The organism is Streptomyces sp. ISL-98 (assembly GCF_018614055.1).
Classification (GTDB): Bacteria; Actinomycetota; Actinomycetes; order Streptomycetales; family Streptomycetaceae; genus Streptomyces; species Streptomyces spiramyceticus.
The window spans coordinates 21,814-40,899 of sequence record NZ_JAGGPB010000023.1 but is presented as its reverse complement, the minus strand read 5'-3'; the positions used below and the strand labels follow the sequence as shown (position 1 = coordinate 40,899).

The 19,086-nt window shown below is 69.7% G+C and carries 18 protein-coding genes and 1 pseudogene; 16 read left to right on the top strand and 3 right to left on the bottom strand.

What is annotated here, in order from left to right; genetic code table 11:
- The first annotated feature begins 43 nt into the window (after positions 1-43).
- The 12 genes from J7I98_RS16595 (at position 44) to J7I98_RS16540 (ending at position 11,877) form a co-directional block, all read left to right on the top strand.
- Positions 44-859 (top strand): thioesterase II family protein, encoded by an 816-nt coding sequence (locus J7I98_RS16595; RefSeq protein WP_214921483.1) that lies wholly within the window; start codon positions 44-46, stop codon positions 857-859.
- Positions 856-1,905 (top strand): aldo/keto reductase, encoded by a 1,050-nt coding sequence (locus tag J7I98_RS16590; protein WP_251020758.1) that lies wholly within the window; start codon positions 856-858, stop codon positions 1,903-1,905. Before J7I98_RS16595 ends, J7I98_RS16590 begins: the two co-directional genes overlap by 4 nt.
- A gap of 50 nt (positions 1,906-1,955) precedes the next feature.
- The gene (locus tag J7I98_RS16585) at positions 1,956-2,327 is read left to right on the top strand and encodes a lipocalin-like domain-containing protein (protein WP_214921481.1); all 372 of its coding nucleotides are present in this window, start codon (positions 1,956-1,958) and stop codon (positions 2,325-2,327) included.
- Between the two features lie 53 nt (positions 2,328-2,380).
- On the top strand, positions 2,381-3,202 hold the full coding sequence (locus J7I98_RS16580) for an SAM-dependent methyltransferase (protein WP_214921480.1): 822 nt from the start codon (positions 2,381-2,383) through the stop codon (positions 3,200-3,202).
- A gap of 192 nt (positions 3,203-3,394) precedes the next feature.
- The gene (locus J7I98_RS42580) at positions 3,395-4,723 is read left to right on the top strand and encodes a cytochrome ubiquinol oxidase subunit I (protein ID WP_308377825.1); all 1,329 of its coding nucleotides are present in this window, start codon (positions 3,395-3,397) and stop codon (positions 4,721-4,723) included.
- Positions 4,724-4,774: 51 nt separating this feature from the next.
- Positions 4,775-5,749, top strand: coding sequence for a cytochrome d ubiquinol oxidase subunit II (locus J7I98_RS16570; RefSeq protein WP_214921479.1), 975 nt, complete (start codon positions 4,775-4,777; stop codon positions 5,747-5,749).
- A gap of 199 nt (positions 5,750-5,948) precedes the next feature.
- Entirely contained in the window at positions 5,949-6,866 is a 918-nt protein-coding gene (locus tag J7I98_RS16565) for an NAD(P)-dependent oxidoreductase (protein WP_214921478.1), read from the top strand.
- Positions 6,867-6,918: 52 nt separating this feature from the next.
- Entirely contained in the window at positions 6,919-8,049 is a 1,131-nt protein-coding gene (locus J7I98_RS16560; protein ID WP_214921477.1) for a glycosyltransferase, read from the top strand.
- 91 nt (positions 8,050-8,140) lie between these two features.
- Positions 8,141-8,587, top strand: coding sequence for a hypothetical protein (locus J7I98_RS16555; RefSeq protein ID WP_214921476.1), 447 nt, complete (start codon positions 8,141-8,143; stop codon positions 8,585-8,587).
- A gap of 135 nt (positions 8,588-8,722) precedes the next feature.
- Complete coding sequence (locus J7I98_RS16550) at positions 8,723-9,442, top strand: antibiotic biosynthesis monooxygenase (protein WP_285438039.1); 720 nt, start codon at positions 8,723-8,725, stop codon at positions 9,440-9,442.
- 59 nt (positions 9,443-9,501) lie between these two features.
- Positions 9,502-11,100 (top strand): MFS transporter, encoded by a 1,599-nt coding sequence (locus tag J7I98_RS16545; RefSeq protein WP_214921475.1) that lies wholly within the window; start codon positions 9,502-9,504, stop codon positions 11,098-11,100.
- Positions 11,101-11,280: 180 nt separating this feature from the next.
- Positions 11,281-11,877: an NADPH-dependent FMN reductase gene (locus J7I98_RS16540; protein WP_214921474.1), complete on the top strand. Its 597-nt coding sequence runs from the start codon at positions 11,281-11,283 to the stop codon at positions 11,875-11,877.
- A gap of 16 nt (positions 11,878-11,893) precedes the next feature.
- Here the strand turns inward: J7I98_RS16540 and soxR are convergent, their stop codons facing one another.
- The 3 genes from soxR to J7I98_RS16525 form a co-directional block, all read right to left on the bottom strand.
- Positions 11,894-12,349, bottom strand: a complete 456-nt coding sequence (soxR, locus tag J7I98_RS16535) for a redox-sensitive transcriptional activator SoxR (RefSeq protein WP_214921473.1) — start codon at positions 12,347-12,349, stop codon at positions 11,894-11,896.
- A 113-nt stretch (positions 12,350-12,462) separates the two neighbouring features.
- Complete coding sequence (locus J7I98_RS16530; RefSeq protein ID WP_251020735.1) at positions 12,463-13,704, bottom strand: cytochrome P450; 1,242 nt, start codon at positions 13,702-13,704, stop codon at positions 12,463-12,465.
- A gap of 97 nt (positions 13,705-13,801) precedes the next feature.
- Positions 13,802-14,488, bottom strand: coding sequence for a ScbR family autoregulator-binding transcription factor (locus tag J7I98_RS16525; RefSeq protein WP_214921472.1), 687 nt, complete (start codon positions 14,486-14,488; stop codon positions 13,802-13,804).
- Positions 14,489-14,667: 179 nt separating this feature from the next.
- On the opposite strand from J7I98_RS16525, the gene J7I98_RS16520 reads away from it, so the two are divergent.
- From J7I98_RS16520 to J7I98_RS16505, 4 genes and pseudogenes are all read left to right on the top strand, one after another.
- Positions 14,668-16,593, top strand: a complete 1,926-nt coding sequence (locus tag J7I98_RS16520; protein ID WP_214921471.1) for an acyl-CoA dehydrogenase — start codon at positions 14,668-14,670, stop codon at positions 16,591-16,593.
- Positions 16,594-16,925: 332 nt separating this feature from the next.
- Positions 16,926-17,702 carry a response regulator transcription factor gene (locus J7I98_RS16515; protein ID WP_214921470.1) on the top strand — a complete coding sequence of 259 codons (777 nt, stop codon included), beginning with the start codon at positions 16,926-16,928 and terminating at the stop codon, positions 17,700-17,702.
- A gap of 56 nt (positions 17,703-17,758) precedes the next feature.
- On the top strand, positions 17,759-18,592 hold the full coding sequence (locus J7I98_RS16510) for a hypothetical protein (protein ID WP_214921469.1): 834 nt from the start codon (positions 17,759-17,761) through the stop codon (positions 18,590-18,592).
- A 212-nt stretch (positions 18,593-18,804) separates the two neighbouring features.
- Positions 18,805-18,954, top strand: a pseudogene (locus J7I98_RS16505) (biotin carboxylase N-terminal domain-containing protein); the annotation flags it as partial.
- Between the last annotated feature and the right edge of the window lie 132 nt (positions 18,955-19,086).

The following is a 19,086-nucleotide window of genomic DNA, read 5'->3' as shown; positions in this document are numbered from 1 at the left end:
ACGACCGACGTACCCGACCGCCCACCAGAACCCGAGGAATCCCATGCCACCCAGGACAGGGCCGCCGCGCTGGCTGGCCCGCCGCCGGGAGCGCCCCGACGCTCCGCTCAACCTGTACTTCTTCGCACACGCGGGCGGATCGCCGGGTGAATACCTCATGTGGTCCGACGTATTGACGGAGCTTCAGGTGTGGGGGGTCCAGCTCCCCGGCCGCGGCGCCCGCCTCGCGGAACCCGCGCACACCGATCTCGGGGAACTCGTCGACGCCCTGGTCTCGCAGGCCACGTTCACCAGCCCGTTCGCCTTCTTCGGCCACAGCTTCGGCGCACTCGTGGCGTACGAGACCGCGAGAGCGCTGCACGCGAAGGGCCTGCCGGGGCCGGAGCACCTCATCCTCTCCTCCTGCCCGCCACCGGACACCATCGGGACCAGCGGCTCCGGCAGCTCGATGCACACCCTCCCCGACGACGCGTTCATCACGAAGGCCGAAGAGCGCTGGGGACCGCTGCCCGACCAGGTCCGCACCGACGCGCGGCTGCGGAAGCTGGTGGTCGAACCGCTCCGTGCCGACCTGGGCGCCTTCGAGACCTACACCCACCGCCCGAAGCCGCGCCTGAACGTCCCGGCCACCTTGCTCACCGGCACCGCGGAGCGCGGCAGGCTGACCGTGGACGGCTGGGCCGGACACGTCGGCACGATCACCGGTCGGCACGAACTGCCCGGCGGCCACTTCTACTTCCGCGAGGACCAGGCCCCTGTGCTGGATGTCCTCCGCGCGACGACGCGGACCACTGAGCACACCACTGAGCAGACAGTCACCACCGAGCAGACAGGAGTACCGGCGCAGTGGAGCACATGACATTCGGCCGACGCTGCGGGCTGCGGGTCTCCGCCTACGCCCTGGGCACCGTCAACTTCGGCACCAGCTGGGGCGGCGGCACCGAGCGCGCCGAGGCCCGGAAGATCTTCGACCGGTTCGCCGAGGCGGGCGGCACCTTCATCGACACCGCCGACTGCTACAACAACGGCGAGGCCGAAACCCTCCTGGGCGAGTTCCTCGGCGCCCGGCGCGACCAGTTCGCCCTGTCCTCCAAGTACTCCTACGGGACCGGTCCCGACGCGGGCGTCCAGACCACCGGGAACTCCCGCGCCAACATGATCCGGTCCGTGGAAGCCAGCCTGCGCCGGCTCAACACCGGCCACATCGACCTGTACTGGGTGCACTTCCCCGACACGATCACCCCGGTCGACGAGATCGTCGCCGCGCTGGACGACCTGGTGCGCGCGGGGAAGATCCGCTACGCCGGGCTGTCGAACTTCGCCGCCTGGCAGGTCTCCCGCGCCGCCACCCTCGCCGAACTGCGCGGCTGGTCACCGATGGCCGGCATCCAGACCGAGTACAGCCTCATCGAGCGCACCGCCGACCGGGAACTCCTGCCCATGGCCGACGCCCTCGGCCTCGGGGTGGCGCAGTGGGGGCCGCTCGGCGGCGGACTGCTCACCGGCAAGTACCGCCACAGTTCAGCGGGCCGGCTCACCGACTGGGACGGCCGCATCATGCGTACCGAGTCCGACAGCCGGCGCACCGCGATCGTCGACGAGGTGCTCGCCGTGGCCGACGAGACCGGGGCGGCGCCCGCCCAGGTCGCGGTGGCGTGGCTCAACGCCCGGGCCCGCAGGGCCGGTACCGCCCACATCCCGGTCATCGGCCCTCGTACCGCGGCCCAGCTCGAGGGATACCTCGCCGCGCTCGATCTCACCCTGTCCGACGAGCACCTGGAACGTCTCGACGCGGTCAGCGCCGTCCCTCTCGGTTCCCCGCACGAGATCGTGCACGCATCACGGGGCGCGCTGCTGGGCGGCGACCCCGCACGCTTCCGTTCAGCGGCGCCCCAGATCCCGTGACCGGCGCCCGCCAACGCCAGGCACCCCCTCGTACGACCGGAGCAGCGAACGTGTCGGAACTGGCCGGGGTATGGCGCCTCGTCTCCTTCCACACTGTGGACGAACACGGCGCCGTCGGCCCGGGGCCACTGGGGGAAACACCCGTCGGCCTCCTCTTCTACAGCGCGGACGGTCATGTCGCGGTCCACATGATGCCCGCGGCCGGCCCCCCGCAGTACCTCAGCTACGCCGGGACCTGGCACCGCGAGGGGGACCGGATCGTCCACTCCCTCACCATCGCCGCCGAGCCCGCCTGGCTGGGCACCGACCAGAGCCGTCAGCTGCGTCTGGACGGCGACCGCCTCACGCTCACCGGTACCTCCCTCTCCACCCCGGACCGACGCGTACTGGTCTGGCAGCGGATCGGCCGCGCCGGCCTGTGACCCCACCCCACTCCACTCCACCCATCCCGAAGAACCACCACCGGAGGCATCGCATGGCAACCACCCCCGACTGGGTCCCCGCGGGCATCGACACCGACACCCCCAGCGTGGCCCGTATGTACGACTTCTACGTGGGCGGTGAGCACAACCTGGACTCCGACCGCGAGACAGCGCGCTCCGCACTCGACGCGCTCCCCGGCCTCGACATAGCCATCAGCGCCAACCGGGCGTTCCTGCGCCGGGCCGTTCGGTACACCGCCGGGCTCGGCATCACCCAGTTCCTCGACATCGGCTCCGGCATCCCCACCCCCGGCAACGGCAACACCCACGACGTGGCCCGCGATGTCGTCCCCGACGCGCATGTCGTCTACGTCGACCACGACCCGGTGGCCGTCGCGCGCAGCCGCTCCATCCTGGAGGGCGACCCGGCCGCGGCCGCCGTCACGGGTGACTTCCTGAAGCCGAAGGACATCCTCGACGACCCCGAGGTCCGCGCCCTGATCGATCTGGACAAGCCGGTGGCGCTGATGCTCGTCGCCGTACTCCACTTCATCGAGGACAAGGACGACCCGTGGGAGAAGGTCGCCCAGCTGCGCGACGCCCTCGCGCCCGGCAGCGCCCTGATCCTGTCCCACGCCTACGTCCAGAAGGAGTCGGGCGCCGGGACGACGAGTGAGGAACTCCAGCGGGTCTACCGCGGCTTCGGTGCCCAGCTGCAAAACCGCGGCCCCGCCGAGACCGGCCGGTTCTTCGAGGGTTTCACCCTCGTCGAGCCCGGCCTGACCGCCATGGCCGGCTGGCGCCCCGACGCGGACACCGCGTCCGACCACCCCATGCAGCACACCGGCGTCGTCGGTGTGGCCATGAAGAACTGACCCGGTCCCCCCCCGCCTCCCGGCGGCCGGCGAGGCGGGGGACTCGGCTTTGCACGGATCTGACATGGAGCACACACAGATTTGAATGAAAACACCGATCGTGGCGCTCAATTGACGTTGTTTTACGCATGATACGAGCGACCGGTCGGTACGATTAACCGCGCAACTCCCCCCTCTCACTGGAAGCTCCACGTGAACGTCGTTGACCTTGCACGAATCCAGTTCGCCGTCACGGCAACGCTGCATTTCCTGTTCGTGGCCCTCACCCTCGGACTGGTCACGGTCGTCGCCGTAATGCAGACCCGGGCGATACGTACCAAGGACCCCGCACAGCGCGCCGCGCAAATGCGCCGAGTGCGATTCTGGGGCGGGCTCTACGTCATCAATTACGCGCTCGGCATCATCAGCGGCCTCACCCAGGAGTTCCAGTTCGGGCTCAACTGGTCGGGCCTTTCCCACATCATGGGCAATGTCGTCGGCGCCCCGCTGGCCATCGAGACCATCGTCGCGTTCTTCCTGGAATCGACCTTCCTCGGTCTGTGGGCGTTCGGCTTCAACCGGGTGTCCCCCCGCGCCCACCTCGGACTGATCTGGGGTGTCAGCCTCACCGCGTACGCCTCCACTTTCTGGATCATGGTGGTGAACGGCTTCATGCAGAAGCCGGTCGGCTACGAGATGCGCAACGGCACGGCCTACGTGACCGACTGGGGCGCCATCCTCACCAACGGGGCGACCTGGTACGCGGTACTGCACATCGCGGGCGCAGTGACCCTCCTCGCCGGACTGTTCATGGCCGCCGTCAGCGCCTTCCACCTGCGCCACGACCGCGACATCGCCTTCTTCCGCCCCACCCTGGTCCAGGGCTCCCGCCTCGCGGGCGTCGGCGCGCTCGTCACCGCGGGCGCGGGCACCGTGCACCTGCTGACGCTCAAGGACTACCAGCCCGAGAAGTACGCCGTGCTGATGGGCACCAGCGGCCCGGAACTCGACCGGGCGCGGGCCGCCGCACAGGCCGCGCACGGCCCCGGCGACTGGATGCCGCCCGCCTGGGTGGGCGCGGCCTCGCTGCTCATGCTCCTCCTCGGCATCCTGCTGATCTTCCTGACCTGGATCCCGGCCACGGCCGCCCGCGGGAAGGCCCCGGACGCACCGCTGTCCCGGCAGCGCTTCAGGATGCGGCTGCCCGCCGTCCTGCTGCCCGTCGGCATCGTGGCGATGATCTGCGGCTGGCTCAGCCGGGAGGTCGGCCGCCAGCCGTGGATGGTCACCGGCGAGCTGACCGTTCGCGACGCCATCGGCGACGTGTCCGCCGGAGGGATGCTCGCCTCGCTCGTCGCCTTCACGCTCGTCCTCGGCACCCTCGCCGTCGTCGACTGGGCACTGATCTCCCACTACGCGCGACAGGGACCGGACGCCGGACTCCTCGGCGACGAGGACCTGTTCCCCGACGCGGCCCGGCGCAAGGAGCTGCGGGACGGCACCGAGGCGTCGCCCCGGGCCGAGATGCACCACTCCTACTGACCCCTCTCCCCTCCCCTCTACGTACGTACGCACAGCTGACGGGAATCAACCGTGGATGTCTTTTGGTACGCCCTGGTCGGGCTGCTCCTCGCTGGCTATCTGGCGCTGGAAAGCATCGACTTCGGGGTGGGGATGCTGCTTCCGCTCGCAGACACGGAACCCGGCCGCGCGGGCATGCGCCGCACCGTCGTACCGCTCTTCCTCGCGAACGAGGTGTGGCTGGTCGCCTTCGTCGGACTGCTGTTCGGCGCCCTGCCGCTGCTGGAAGGGGAGTTGCTGTACGCGCTGCGGCTGCCCATCGTGACCCTGCTGTCCGCCTGGTTCCTGCGCGACGCCGCGCTCTGGTTCCGCAGCGCGCACCCGGGCGCCGGCTGGCGGCGGGCCTGGGACATCGTGCTGCCGGTCACCAGCCTGGTTCTCGCAGCCGGCTGGGGCGCCGTCCTGGCCACCCTGGTGCGGGGGCTGTCCACCCATGGCAACGGGCAGGCCGTGGCCACCGCCGCCGACCTGGCGCACCCCTTGACCCTGCTCTGCGCGGCCCTGGCCGTCGCGGGCAGCCTGCGCCAGGGCTCCCTCTTCGCGGCCCGCGGCCTGCCGCGGGACAGCGCCCTGAGTGTCCGGCTCGGCCGGCTGAACCGGGCCCTCACACCGGTCCTGCTCGTGCTGCTCGCGCTCACCGCCGCCGTGGGCGCCGCTGTCACCGACGCCCCCGTGGCCGTGGCCGTCGTCATGGCCCTCGGCGCCGCCGGCGTGTGCGGCTCCGGCCTCCTCCAGTCGGCCGGCCGGACCAAGGCCGCGCTGCTGCTCGGCGCCGCGCCGCTGTTCGCGCTGCCCGTCATGGTGGGCGCAGCGAACGGCACCACCGTGCTTGCCACCCGCTCGGGAGAAGGCGAACTGGCCCTGTCCCTGGCGATCGCGGACTCCGCCTCGCTCGGCCTGCTGACGGTGACCGTGCTCCCGGTGCTGATCGCGGTCGTTCTCGGCCAGCTGTGGATCTGGCGCGTCTTCGCCCGGGCGACGGCTTAGCTCATTCTTGACATTTGCTTGCTTGCGCCTAAAGCAATCTCTCTTGACGTGAACTGCCTTACTGAAGAGGCTGATCGCGCATCGAAGCAATTACTGCCCGTTTATGAATACGTCATGGAAGTGGCCGTATCCGGGTGAGTGCTCCTCCCCCAGGCATGCGCGGATTTCGACCGGCCAACTGAACAACAGGAGACGGCACATGACAATTCGTGAGAGTACGCCGACAGTCCTGGTGCTGGGGGCAACCGGTTTTGTGGGGCGCCATGTCTGTGCAACGTTCACCACCGCCGGATACCACGTCGTTGCGGTGGCCCGTACTGCCGTGGAACACCTGGCCGCCCACCGCTTCGTAGCGTTCGACCTGGCCCGCACGCCCGCCGAGGACACCGCCCGGTTCCTTCAGGACGAGCGGATCGACGTCGTGGTCAATTCCATCGGCAGCATCTGGGGTGCCCCGCCCGAGGAGATGCACGAGCGCTGCACCGCCCCCACCCAACGGCTCCTCGAAGCCCTGGCCCTGATGCCCCGGCGCCCCCGGCTCGTCCAGCTGGGCTCGGTGCTGGAGTACGGGTCGCCGCCGGCCACCGCCTACGGGCAGGCCAAACTGGCCGCCACCGAAGCGGTGCTCCGGGCGGACGCCCGCGGTGAGGCCGACGCGCTCGTCCTGCGGATCGCCAATGCCGCAGGGCCCGGCACACCTGCCATCAGCCTGCTGGGGCAGGTGGCCGCCCGCCTCAAGGAGGCGGCCGCGCGGGGCGAGAGCGCCGTAGTCGAACTCTCCCCGCTGCGCGCCCACCGCGACTACGTCGACGTACGCGATGCGGCCGAGGCAGTGCTGGCCGCCGCCATGTCCACGGCGACCGGGCAGGTCATCGGCATCGGGCGCGGCGAGGCGGTCCCCGTGCGCAGCCTGGTCGACGAACTGATCCGGGTCAGCGGTGTCCCCGCGCGGGTCGTCGAGAGGGAGGCCCCGGCCGCGCCGCAGGGCGCCGACGACTGGATCCGGGTCGACACCGGACCGGCGTACGAGGTACTGGGCTGGTGCCCGCACCGTTCGCTGGAGGTGGCCCTGCGGTCCTTCTGGGAGGAGAGCGGCCAAGAGGCCGCTTCCGCATGACCTGCTCGGGGCCGCCAGGGCTCCGCAGACCTCTGGAAAGGTTCACAGCTCGATGAAAATTCTGTTTCTCGGTGCCGGCAGCGCGGCCACGGTCTACGGTCTGACGCCCCTGGCGACAGCCGCCCGCAACGCGGGCCACCAGGTCATCATGGCGGCCCCCCGCAATGTCCTGCCGGACATCGCGGCACTCGGTATAACGCCGTTCTCCGCGACCTCCACGCCGATTCCGCACTTCAGGACCAAGGACCGGGCCGGAAACCCCGTCACGGTGCCCGACAACGCGGTGGAGGGACGGCTGTTCACCGGCCGCTGGTTCGGCAGGCTGGCCGCGGCAAGCCTCGAACCGCTGCTGGGCCTCGCCGAGGACTGGCGGCCCGATCTCGTCGTGGGCGGCACGCTGACCTACGCGGCGCCGCTGCTGGCCCACCGGCTCGGAGTGCCGTACGTGCGCCAGGCCTGGGACGGCAAGGACTTCGACGGTATCGACCCGGGAGCGGGCGAGGAGCTCCGGCCGGAACTCGACGAGCTCGGCCTCGCCCGGCTGCCCGACCCGGACCTGTTCGTCGACATCAGCCCGCCGAGCCTTCGCCCGCCCAACGCGCTGCCCGCGCAGATGATGCGGTGGACCCCGGTCAACCAGCAGCGCGAGGTCGAGCCGTGGATGTACACCCGCGGAGAGCAGCGCAGGGTCTGCGTGACCGGTGGCAGCCGCGGCCTCAACTTCGACTTCCTGAAGGACATGGTGGAGAAGGTCTCCGCCCTGGGCGTGGAGGTCGTGGTGGCCGCGCCGGAGGAGCTGGCGGCAAAGCTGCGCGACGAGCTGGACGGCGTACGGGCCGGGTGGATCCCGCTCGATGTCGTGGCACCCACCAGTGACCTCATCGTCCACCACTCCGGAGGGGCCACGAGCCTGACGGCGCTGCACTTCGGCGTACCCCAGCTGTCCGTCATGGAGTCGCAGGACAACGCCTCGCACGGCGCCGCCCTGGACCGCATCGCCGACTTCGGCGCGGGGCTCTCGCTCCAGCCCGGCGAGCTCACCACGGACCGTGTCGGCGCCGCCTGCCGGGAGCTGCTGGGCGACCCGTCCTACACCCGGCAGTCGCAGATCCTCGCCCAGGAAATGGCCTCGCTGCCGCTGCCCTCCGAGGTGGTCGTCGCGCTGGAGAAGCTCACCGCGTGACCCGGCGGCCCCGGATCGCCCCGGCAGCTCCACGAAGCAACCCCACGAAGCGAAGTCACGAAGGGGACAGCACATGACCAGGAACAGACGCATGAGCAGCATCGCCCTGGCGGGCGGCATACTCGCGGCCACCCTGCTGGCCGCCCACCCCGCGGGCGCCGACACAGCGTCCACCGGGTCGCCGGCCGGCTGCTGGCAGGCCCAGGCGTCCGAGGGCGACATGCCGCCCGCGGACGTGGAGATCAAGTTCAACGTGGACCGCACGCTGAAGCTGACAGGACCGCGGGACGAGAACGGCACGCCGTACTTCACCGGTTACGGCAACTGGGCTCCCAAGTCCGGCGGTACGTTCCAGTTCACTGTGAACCACCCGCTCCCGGGCGGTCCGTCCGGCGAGGCCCGATCCTCGCTCAACGGCAAGCTCTCCTCGTACCAGGCCTTCTCCGCCGAGGGGCAGACGTACCACCACTACGACGACGGCACGGTGAGCGGCCCCAACGTCATCAAAATCACCGGGAAGCGCGTCTCCTGCACCTGACCGCACGGACAACGCCGGGGGCGGGGGCACGACGCCCCCCCCCGGCGCCGTGATGAACGTCCTTGACTTCAAGCCGACTTGAAGTGTGAGCCTGTTTCCCGGTCGACAGCACCAGAACCTCCAGGAGGAGCCCCCATGAGCACACCCCCCGTCCCGCTGCCCGTCATCAACCGCGACGACTCCGGCGTCGCCGTGCTGAACCGCTGGGTGACCCCCACCGCCGACCAGCAGCGGTCCGTGGCGGACGCCTCCCTCGCCGCCTGGGCGAACGCGCCCTGGCCCCAGGGGCTGCTCGCCGTCAGCTGCTTCATCAGCACCAACGGCGACACCGTCTTCACCTACGAGCAGTGGTCGGGCGAGCGGGAGCTGCGCGCGTTCGAAAATGCCTCCGCCTCCGCGCCGGGGCGGGAGGGCATCGACCGCGAGATCGCGGCGGCCGCCGGCAAGGCCGAGCGGTCCGAGCCCTTCGTGTGCCGCCTGCACCGCAGCAGCATCACGAACGCGGAGGCCACACCGGGGTGTGTCGTGGTCACCACCTTCGGATTCGAGGAGGCGGACACGGCACGCGCGTGGTCGGACGCGATCTGCAACGCCGAAGCCGCCCAGCCCGAGCCCACCCCCGGCGGGATCTCCCGCCACTTCCTCCTCAGCCCCGACGGCACTCAGGTGCTCAACTACTCGGAGTGGCTGGACGAGGAGTCGCACCGCAAGTTCCTGGAGAACCCCGTGCAGACCCCCGAGTGGCAGCAGGTCGAGGAGTTCACCGGCCTGACGCACGGACCCGGCCGACGCTGCCGCCCGTACGGAGCGCTTGCCGCCCCGCTGCCCGGGACGACGGCCTCCGAGACCCCGTAGGCGCGGCAGAACCCCCGCGCACCACGGCGATCGAGCCGGCACACCGTAAAGCCACAAAGATGGGATCTTCCGTGACCACAGATGCTCCTCCCACCGCGGGCAGGCGGGAGTGGATCGGACTCGCCGTCCTTGCCCTGCCCACCCTGCTCCTGTCCATGGATCTGAGCGTCCTGTACCTGGCGGTTCCGCATCTGAGCGCGGACCTGAAGCCCAGTGGCGCGCAACTGCTCTGGATCATGGACATCTACGGATTCCTGATGGCCGGGTTCCTGGTCATGATGGGAACCCTCGGTGACCGGATCGGCCGCCGCCGCCTACTGCTGATCGGCGCCGCCGCCTTCACTGCCGCCTCCGCGCTGGCGGCCTTCTCCACCAGCTCCGAGATGCTGATCGCCACCCGCGCCCTGCTCGGCATCGCCGGGGCCACCCTGGCGCCCAGCACCCTGGCGCTGCTGCGCAACATGTTCCACGATCCCAAGCAGCGCACCGCCGCCATCGGTGTGTGGACCGTCTGCTTCTCGGCGGGCAGCGTGCTGGGACCGCTGGCCGGCGGCGCGCTGCTGGCGCACTTCTGGTGGGGTTCGGTCTTCCTGGTGGGCATCCCCGTGATGCTGCTTCTGCTGGTGGCCGGGCCGATCCTGCTGCCCGAGCATCGCAACGCCGGAGCGGGCCGGGTGGACCTCACCAGTGCTGCCATGTCCGTCGTCGCCGTGCTCGCGGTCATCTACGGGATGAAGGACATCGCCACGCACGGGATGGGCCTGGTCAGCCTGCTGTCGATCGTGGGAGGCCTGGCTGTCGGCGCGCTGTTCGTGTACAGGCAGAAGCGGTTGAGCGATCCGCTGCTCGACCTCGGCCTGTTCTCCAGCCCGCGCTTCGGCTCGGCGCTGGGCATCATGGGACTCGCCGTCCTGGTGATGTCGGGCACCCTGTTCTTCGTCGCGCAGTACCTCCAGATGGTGCGCGGCCTCTCGCCGCTGCGGGCCGGCCTGTGGATGATGCCGATGGCGTTGGGGGTCGTCGTCGGCGCGGTGACGACCGCCAATGCAATCCGCAAGATCCGGCCGCCGTTCGTCATGGGAGGCGGCCTGCTCGTCTCGTGCGGTGCCTTCGTCCTCCTGTCCCGGATGGAGACCGACTCCCCTGTCGGACTGTTCGCGGCCGGGGTGTTCTGCATGTCGTTCGGTGTCGCCCCGGTGATGATCCTGGGCCTCGAACTGGCCGTGGGTTCGGCTCCGCCCGAGCGTGCGGGCGCGGCGTCGAGTGTGGCCGAGACCGTCCAGGAGTTCGCGCTCGGGCTGGGTGTAGCGGCCATCGGCAGTGTCGGTACCGCCGTCTACCGGAGCAAGGTGGACGGCGCGCTCCCGACGGGGATGCCCGCCGACGCCGCCCGGGCCGCGCAGGACACCATCGGCGGTGCCGTGCACACGGCCACGGAACTGTCCGGGGCCACCAGTGAGGCGCTGCTCGACGTCACCCGCGCCGCCTTCACCCAGGGGCTGCAGACGGCCGCCACCATCTGCGCCGTACTGGCGGCCGTCGGCGCCCTGATCACGGTCACCGTCCTGCGGAACGCCGCCCTGCCCAAGCATGAGGAAGAGGCGGAAGAGGCGGGGGCTCCCGCCGCGCCGGCCCCGTCGGCGGGCACACCCTCCTGACCGGAGGGAGAGCGGGACCTCGTGAGCAGCAGGCGGTCGCGCGGCCGGGTTCGTACTCGGCCGTGCGGCCGCCTTTTGTGCGTCCTGAACAGGCTTGACTTCAATACGACTTGAAGTACGAGGCTTGAGATCCGACCGGAACCACCGGAACCACCGGACCCCCCATACGAGGAGAGAGCCTTGTCCGCTTCACCCCTGCGCCTTGCCGTGGTCATCGGAAGTGTCCGCGAGGGCCGGTTCGGCCCCCAGGTGGCCCGCTGGTTCGCCGAACAGGCCCGTCAGCACGGCGGGTTCGAGGTGGATCTGATCGATCTCGCCGACTCGCCGCTGCCCCTGGTTCTGCCCGACTTCGGCGGCGCCCCCGACGCCGCCACCGCGGTCCACCGCGAAGAGCTGGGCCGGCGTCTCGCGGCCGCGGACGCCTTCACGCTCGTCACGGCGGAGTACAACCACAGCTACCCCGCGTCCCTGAAGAACGCGCTCGACTGGTTCCGCGAGGAGTGGCGGGCGAAGGCGTTCGGCCTGATCTCGTACGGCGGCCAGGCCGGCGGCGTACGGGCCACCGAACACCTGCGCATGGTCATCTGCGAGCTGCACGCGGTGAGCGTGCGCAACGCGCTCAGCTTCCACAACGCGTGGGAACTGTTCGACGAGGACGCCACGGCGTGTGACGACGGCGCGTCCGACGGCGCGGCCAAGGTCATGCTGGACCAGCTCGGCTGGTGGGCGGGCCTGCTGCGCGAGGGACGTGCGAAGCAGCCCTACCAGGCGCTGTAGCACCCTCGTCCGGGCCTCACCCTCCGGTGAGCCGGGTGGGGTTCTTGCCCAGCTGCCGGTGGATGTCCCCCGGGTTGACCAGCGCGCAGCGCCCCAGGGACAGGCAGCCACAGCCGATGCAGGAGCTGAGATCGTCCCGCAGCTCCTGCAGTTGCTTGATACGGACGTTGAGATCGTGCCGCCACAGCTCGGAGACCCGCGCCCAGTCCTCACGGGTCGGAGTGCGCTCGTCCGGCAGCAGTTTCAGGGCGGCACGGATCTCGTCCAGCGCGATCCCCACGCGCTGCGACGCACGGACGAAGGCCACGCGTCGCAGCATGTCGCGGCTGTAGCGGCGCTGGTTTCCCGAGGTCCGGCGGCTGAATATGAGCTGCTGGTCCTCGTAGAAGCGCAGCGCGGACGTGGTCACTCCACTGCGTTCGGCCAATTCGCCGACGGTCAGTTCGGCGGCCTTGCGGGGTGCGAGCGTCATGCCGACAACCTAGGTGATTGTTGTGATGTGAGGGCTGCCCGGAATGCTGATGAGGATACCAAACCAGCAAGCTGGTTTGGTATCCTCATCAGGCCGTCAGCTCGTCAGGCCCCTCAGTCCACGGCCGGCCTGAGCCGCACCGGCAGGGACCCGTAGCCGTTGACGATGAACGACGGCACGGGCTCAACACGGTCCAGGGCGACCGCCGGTGCGAGGTCCGGGAAGCGCGTGAAGAGTGCCGAGAGCGCGACCACGGCCTCCAGCCGGGCCAGCGGCGCCCCGAGGCAGCGATGCACACCGTGCCCGAAGCCCAGGTCGTCGCGGCGGCCGGTGCGCAGCAGGTCGAACTCCGAGACATCCTCCCCGTACGCCTCGGGGTCGCCCGCCGCCGCGGCGAACGAGATCAGGATGGGGTCGCCCTTGCTGATCAGGACGCCGTCCAGCTCTATGTCCTCCACGGCGAACCGCATGGGCGAATAGGCCGCGGGCGCACGGAACTGAAGAATCTCACCCGTCACGTCCGCCCACGTGGCGCGGCCCGCCCGGACATGCGCGAGCTGCTCGGGATGGGCGCACAGCGCGGCTATCGCGTTGGTGATCAGGGTGGTGGTGGTCTCCTGCCCCGCCGCGATCATGAGGTACAGGGTGCCCAGCAGTTCCTGCTCGGTGAGGCCGTCGCCGTTGTCCCTGGCCTCGATCAGCGCCGACGTCAGGTCGTCGCCGGGCAAAGTCCGCTTGGCGGCCACCAGTTCGGCGAGCATCCCGAAGACCTTCAGCTGCGCCGCGGCCATCTCCTCCGCCGGCACCGCGGTGCCGAACACCTTCTCCAGCTCGGCGCACAGCGGGCCGCTCATCTCCTGCGTGACGCCGAACAGCTCGCAGATGACCCGCAGGGGCAGCAGCTTGGTGAACGACGCCCGCAGATCGACCTCTTGTCCGGCCGGTACGGACTCCAGGTCGTCCAGCAGCCCGCCGGTGATCTCCTCGATGCGCGGGCGAAGGGCCTCGGTGCGTCGCGCGGTGAACGCCGCCATGATCAGTCTGCGCAGCCTGGAGTGGTCGTCCCCGTAGGCGAACAGCATGTTCTCGTTCGCCACCCACGGGTAGAGCGGCCAGTCCTCGGTGATGAGCCCCTCGACGAAGGCCGGCCAGTGCTGCCGGGCGTCCTTGGACACCCTTGGATCCATGAGCAGTTGCTTGACGTACTTCTGCCGGACAACGGCCCAGGCGGTCACTTTGCCCGGCAGCTCCACGCGCACGGCCGGCCCCTGTCCGCGCAGTGCGGCGGCCTCGCCCGCGAGGTCGTGCCCCTGTACGTCCAGCGCGTAGGGGCACCCAGTCGCGTCCACGTTCATCGGTGCGCTCCGTTCGTTCGAGACATTGCCTTCTTGTAGAAACGTTGTTCGGACAGAACGGTTCCCCTTCCGCCCAGGAGGCCGGACCGGGCGGTGGTCACTCCGCCGTGCTCGCGGCCTCCGTCTTGCGCAGCTTCATGACCGTGTCGTAGACCCGCGCTCCCCGGTCCGGCGAGAAGTCGAGCCGCACGAGTACGCCCGGGATCGCGACGGACGGCATGAGATGCCGGTAGAGATCGGTGACCCGTTCCGCCAGGTCCCTGCGTCCCGTCATGATCCGCGACAGCACCTGAACGCCGGTGAAAGCACCGACGAACAGTTTGGCCAGGCTTTCCGTGTCGGCGTGCGGCAGGATCTCGCCGCCCGCCTTCGCCTCCTCCAGGAGGGACCGGGTGTGGTCCATCCATCTCTCCATCGCCGTCCGCCGCTCCAGGTTGTCGATCCGCGTGCCCTGGTCCACGGTCAGCCGTACGCCGGCCTGGATGATCGGATCGCCCGTGTCCTGCTTGAGCAGGTACGCGAGCAGCAGTGCCTCGTCCAGCGACTGCTGCAGTTTCAACTCCCCCGGGGGGACGCTCGGGAGCGCGTCGACCTGCGCCGCGAGAACGGCCTGGGCGAGCTCCTCCTTGGACGTGAAGTGGAAGTACAGGGCGCCCTTGGTCAGCCCGGAGCGCTTGAGGATGTCGGAGATGGTCGTCGCTTCGTAACCGACCTCGTCGAACACCTCGGCAGCCACGACCAGGATTTTCTGCCGCGTCCTGATGGCTCGTTCCTGCCGCACCACTGATACCTCCGCACTGTCACCCAAAGAGAAAACCGACCGCTGGGCCGGTTTTCTGGCGCCGACCGCCTATTGCAACACGCGCAGCGAGGCTCAGGAAGCCCTTGAATAAAAAACCGCTCGGTCGCTATTTTATGACGGTAGTTCATCTCCCCACACTCCCCTAACTTTCGGAGAGGTCGATGACCTTCCTGGCACTTGAGACTTCCCGGGCGGAAATACCCAGTGGTGGAACGGCAGGGGGGCCCGCCGCCTCCCCTGCAGGGAGGGATGCACGTCCCCCCGGACCGACCGACCTCGTTGCCGACGAACTGGTCCACCTGCTCTTCGACCGGCGCGAACGCGACCAGGTCCACAAACCGTGGCGCGGGCTCATCTCGGGCCGGGAGTTCGCCTACCGCCCTGGGCTGACACCGGTCGAGCGGACGGCTGTCTCGTACGACCGTCTGGGGCTGGTCAACAGCGCCGTCGACGGGGTGGAGGACTTCACGAACGACCCCCGCCGACTGGCCGCGCTGCACGAGTGGATCGGCGCCGTGGACGGCGGGCTGACCACCTTGGCGAGCATCCACTACAACCTTTTCCTGGGCAGCCTTCTCGACCACGACGGCGACCGCCGGGACTTGTCGGACTTCACGTCGCTCGAGCGCACAGGAACGTTTCTGTGCACCGAGCTCGAGCACGGCAACGACGTGGCCTCGATGGAGACCGTCGCGGTCTACGACCGTACGAGCGAGGAATTCGTCCTGCACACCCCGACCCCCGGGGCACAGAAGTTCATGCCGAACACGAGCCTGATCGGCGGGGCGAAGAGCGCCGTCGTGGCGGCGCGGCTCCTGATAGATGATCAGGACCAGGGAATCTTCCTCTTCCTCACCCCGCTGAGCGACAAGAACGGTCACCTGCCGGGGGTGCGGGTCCGCCGCCTGCCGGACCGTACTGGCACCCCTGTCGACCATTGCCTGACCGCATTCGACCACGTACGGCTGCCGCGTGAGGCCCTGTTGGAGGCCGACCACGGCCGGCTGGGCGCGGACGGCACACTGAGCAGCAACCTGGGCAACCGGCGCAAGCGGTTCCTGCGTTCCATCGGCCGGGTCACCACCGGCAAGCTCTGCATGAGCGCGGGCACCCTCGGCATGTCGCGGGCGGCGCTGACCATCGCGGTGCGGTACTCCCACAGCCGGCTCGTCGCCGGGGCCAGGCCGGGCGAGCGGATACCACTGGCCGCCCACCGCAGCCACCACGGCCGGCTCCTGCACTCGCTCGCCACGGCCTACGCCATGACGTTCCTGCACCGGGCGGTGATGGACCGCTGGGCCGGCCGCACGGGCGAGGACCAGGCGGAGGTGGAGCGCCTGGTGGCGGTGGCCAAGGGCTGGATCACCTGGCAGGCCCGCGAGATCACCGTCGAGTGCCGGGAACGGTGCGGCGCCCAGGGGCTGTTCCCCGTCAACGGCATTGCCGACCTGCCGCAGAACATCGAGGGCGGAATCACCGCGGAGGGCGACAACCTGGTGATCTGGGTCAAGGCCGCCGGCGAGATGGTCTTCGGGCACGAGGCGGTCCGGCCCGGCCGCCTCGGTCCGCTCTCTCCCGGCCAGGATCTCGACGACCTGGCCTTCCTGCGCGGTCTCCTCGCCCAGGCCGAGGGCATCTGGCAGGCCAGGGCCCGCACAGCCCTGCGGGCGGGGCCCTCGGGCGATCCGCTCGGCCGCTGGAACGAGACCTCGTCGGCCGCACTGGAGATGGTCTCCGCCCACGCGCGCCTCCAGGCCGCCGACGCCTTCCTGGCGGCGGCCGACCGGGCCGCGGAGCCCACGGCGCGCTTCCTGCTGCACACCTTGTGCCGCCTGTTCCTGCTCAAGCAGCTCGGCGAGCACACCGGCGACCTGCTGGCCGAAGGACTCATGACCCCCGATCAGGTGCGGTCCCTGCCCAAGAGCATCGACACCACCCTCGGCCTCCTCGCGCCGCACATGATGACCCTCGTCGACGGGTTCGACTTCCCGGCAGAGATGCTGGCCGGCATTCCGATCGCCGGCAGCGGCGCCCTCGACGGGGGCCGCGACGAACCGGCCGACGACCGGTTGGACGCCATCGGCTGACTCCCGACCGGCGCCGCTCCCCGTGAGTGGGCGGTGGGCGGTGGCGACGAAGGTTTTTCAGCCATCGCCCGCCGGTACGGAAACAGCGGCTCAGCTTCTTTATTTGCCCGCTCGTCCTTCTCCCCTAATACAGTCTGACGCTCCCTCAAAGTGGAGGTTTAAATTCCACTTTATGCCCGACAGGAAGCACTCTTTCCTCTGTGTCGCACTGTTCTTCAGCTGGACTTTGCCAATTCTCGACTCGCATGTAATTGCTTTGACAAACCGCCACGCCGGTTTGTATGTTCCGAGTGCTGGAGTGACACTTCGCGCTGACTAGCTAGGGGGAGAAGATGAACCAGCCTTCCACCTGTGTGTTGGAGCCCCATATACCCGCCCCTCGGAACTCCGGGGGGGCACATCCGGAGCCGGAAAGAGGACGGTCCGCGCACTCGGGGCCGGGCGAGTCCGCCGCCTGGCAGGTCCTCGTCGTGGAGAGCACCGCCCACGAGGCGGAAGCCCTCTCCCGGGGTCTGCGGCGGCACGGCCACGAAGTCGACATTGTCGCCACCGGAAGCGAAGCTCTTCATACGTACGAGGACGCCGACCTGATCCTCCTGGATCTCGAACTGCCGGACCTGGACGGTCTGGAGGTCTGCCGGACCATCCGTACCGCCTGCGACGTCCCGATCATCGCGGTCACCGCGCGCGGCACCGAGCTGGACCGCGTCCTGGGCCTGCAGGCCGGCGCGGACGACTACCTCACCAAGCCCTACGGGTTCCGGGAACTGATGGCCAGGATGGACGCGGTCATGCGCCGCGCCCGCCCGCAGGCCCCGGCCTCCAGCACCATCGCGCACGGACCCCTGCTGATCGACACGGGATCGCGCGAAGTCACCTTGGACGGGAGGCGCATAACGATGACCCGCAAGGAGTTCGACCTGCTGTGCCTCCTCGCGTCCCACCCCGACACCGTCATCCCGCGCAAACGCCTCATGCAGCAGGTCTGGGGAGACTCCTGGTCCCGCAGGACCGTCGACACCCACGTCAGCACACTGCGCAACAAGCTCGGCGCGAGCACCTGGGTCATCACGGTCCGCGGCGTCGGGTTCCGACTCGGGCACGGATGAATCACACGCTACTTATTTGCGGGGGCAAAATGAAGCAGAGTGTTACGACCACTGGTTTGACGACATGCCACGGGGAAGGCTGCCGACGCGGCCGCGCCGAGGGGCGCGCACGCCGTCGCGCGAGCGAAGGAACCCAACTGTGCCGGGAGTGCAGGGACCGGCTCGAAGCGGGACTCCAGCAGATTCCCCGTCTGTACGACGAGTGTGAGCGCGTCCTGGGAGGCGGCGCGGCCGACGGCCTGCGCGAACGGACGACCGGTGGGAGCCTTCCCGGTCTCCCCTTCAACGGGGCCGCGTCCGAGGTACGTACCCGGATGCTGGCCACCCTTGGTTCGTGGAGCGGACTTGTGGCCCAGCAGCGTGGCCTGCCGGCCCCCGGGCGCACCGTGGCCGCGACGACCGCGTTCCTGCTGCGCAACGCTTCCTGGCTGGCGGCCCATCCCGCTGCCGCCGAAGCGACGGAAGAGATCGCGAAGCTCGTACGGGACGGAGGGCGCGTGGCCCGGCCCGACGGGAGCCGGAATGTCAGGGTGGGGCCCTGCGCGGAACCGGACTGCTCCGGAACGCTGAGCCTGACCCTGCGCGAACGTGCGCGGGCCGCCGAGCCGAAGATCCGCTGTGACGCCGATCCGGCGCACAGCTGGGCCAGCCACCGGTGGGGCGAACTGAACCGCTCCATGGAAGCGGGTGCAGCCCAAGGCGCCGTCGCGCCGGCCGTCGAGCGCTGGCTGACCGCCGCCGACATCTCCCTGCTCCAGCAGGTCCCGGTGGGGACCGTGTACCGCATGGCGAGCGAGCAGCGCTGGCGGCGCCGGCACCGAGCAGGCCGCACGTACTACAGCGAGAACGACGTCCGCGAGTGCTTCGGCAGCCGCTCGGGTCGTCGCTGACACCCTCCGGTACGGCCGGGCGGCGGATCCGTGTGGATGGCCGCCCGGCCGACGGAAACCTGACATTCGCTTGACCAAACGCAGATGCAGCCGCGCACCGCTTGTGAAACCTGACCGACTCCTGAAATGCCATGCATTGATCGGCCGTTCGTATTCGAAGAACCTTGGGAACAAGATCCGGTGCGCTGTCTCCAGGGGCTTGGCCAGAAGGTTCCGTTGATGTCCGCGCCGTCGGCGAGGCACTCGCTCCGGACGGTGACACCCCGGCCGCTGTCCGCCCCGGTTACGGGTTCCTGTCGGAGAACGCCGACTTCGCGCAGGCCGTCCTGGCCGCCAATCCGACCTGGATCGGCCCGCCCCCGGCCCGGTCACCGAAGAGGTCGCAGGGCCACCACCCTCCCTTTCACCGGGCGGCCCTCGGCATGCCCCTGGCACGCACCGCCCGGTCGCCGCCGCCAATCCCGTAGTCCAGTACGTCCTTTGCCGTCGCCGTC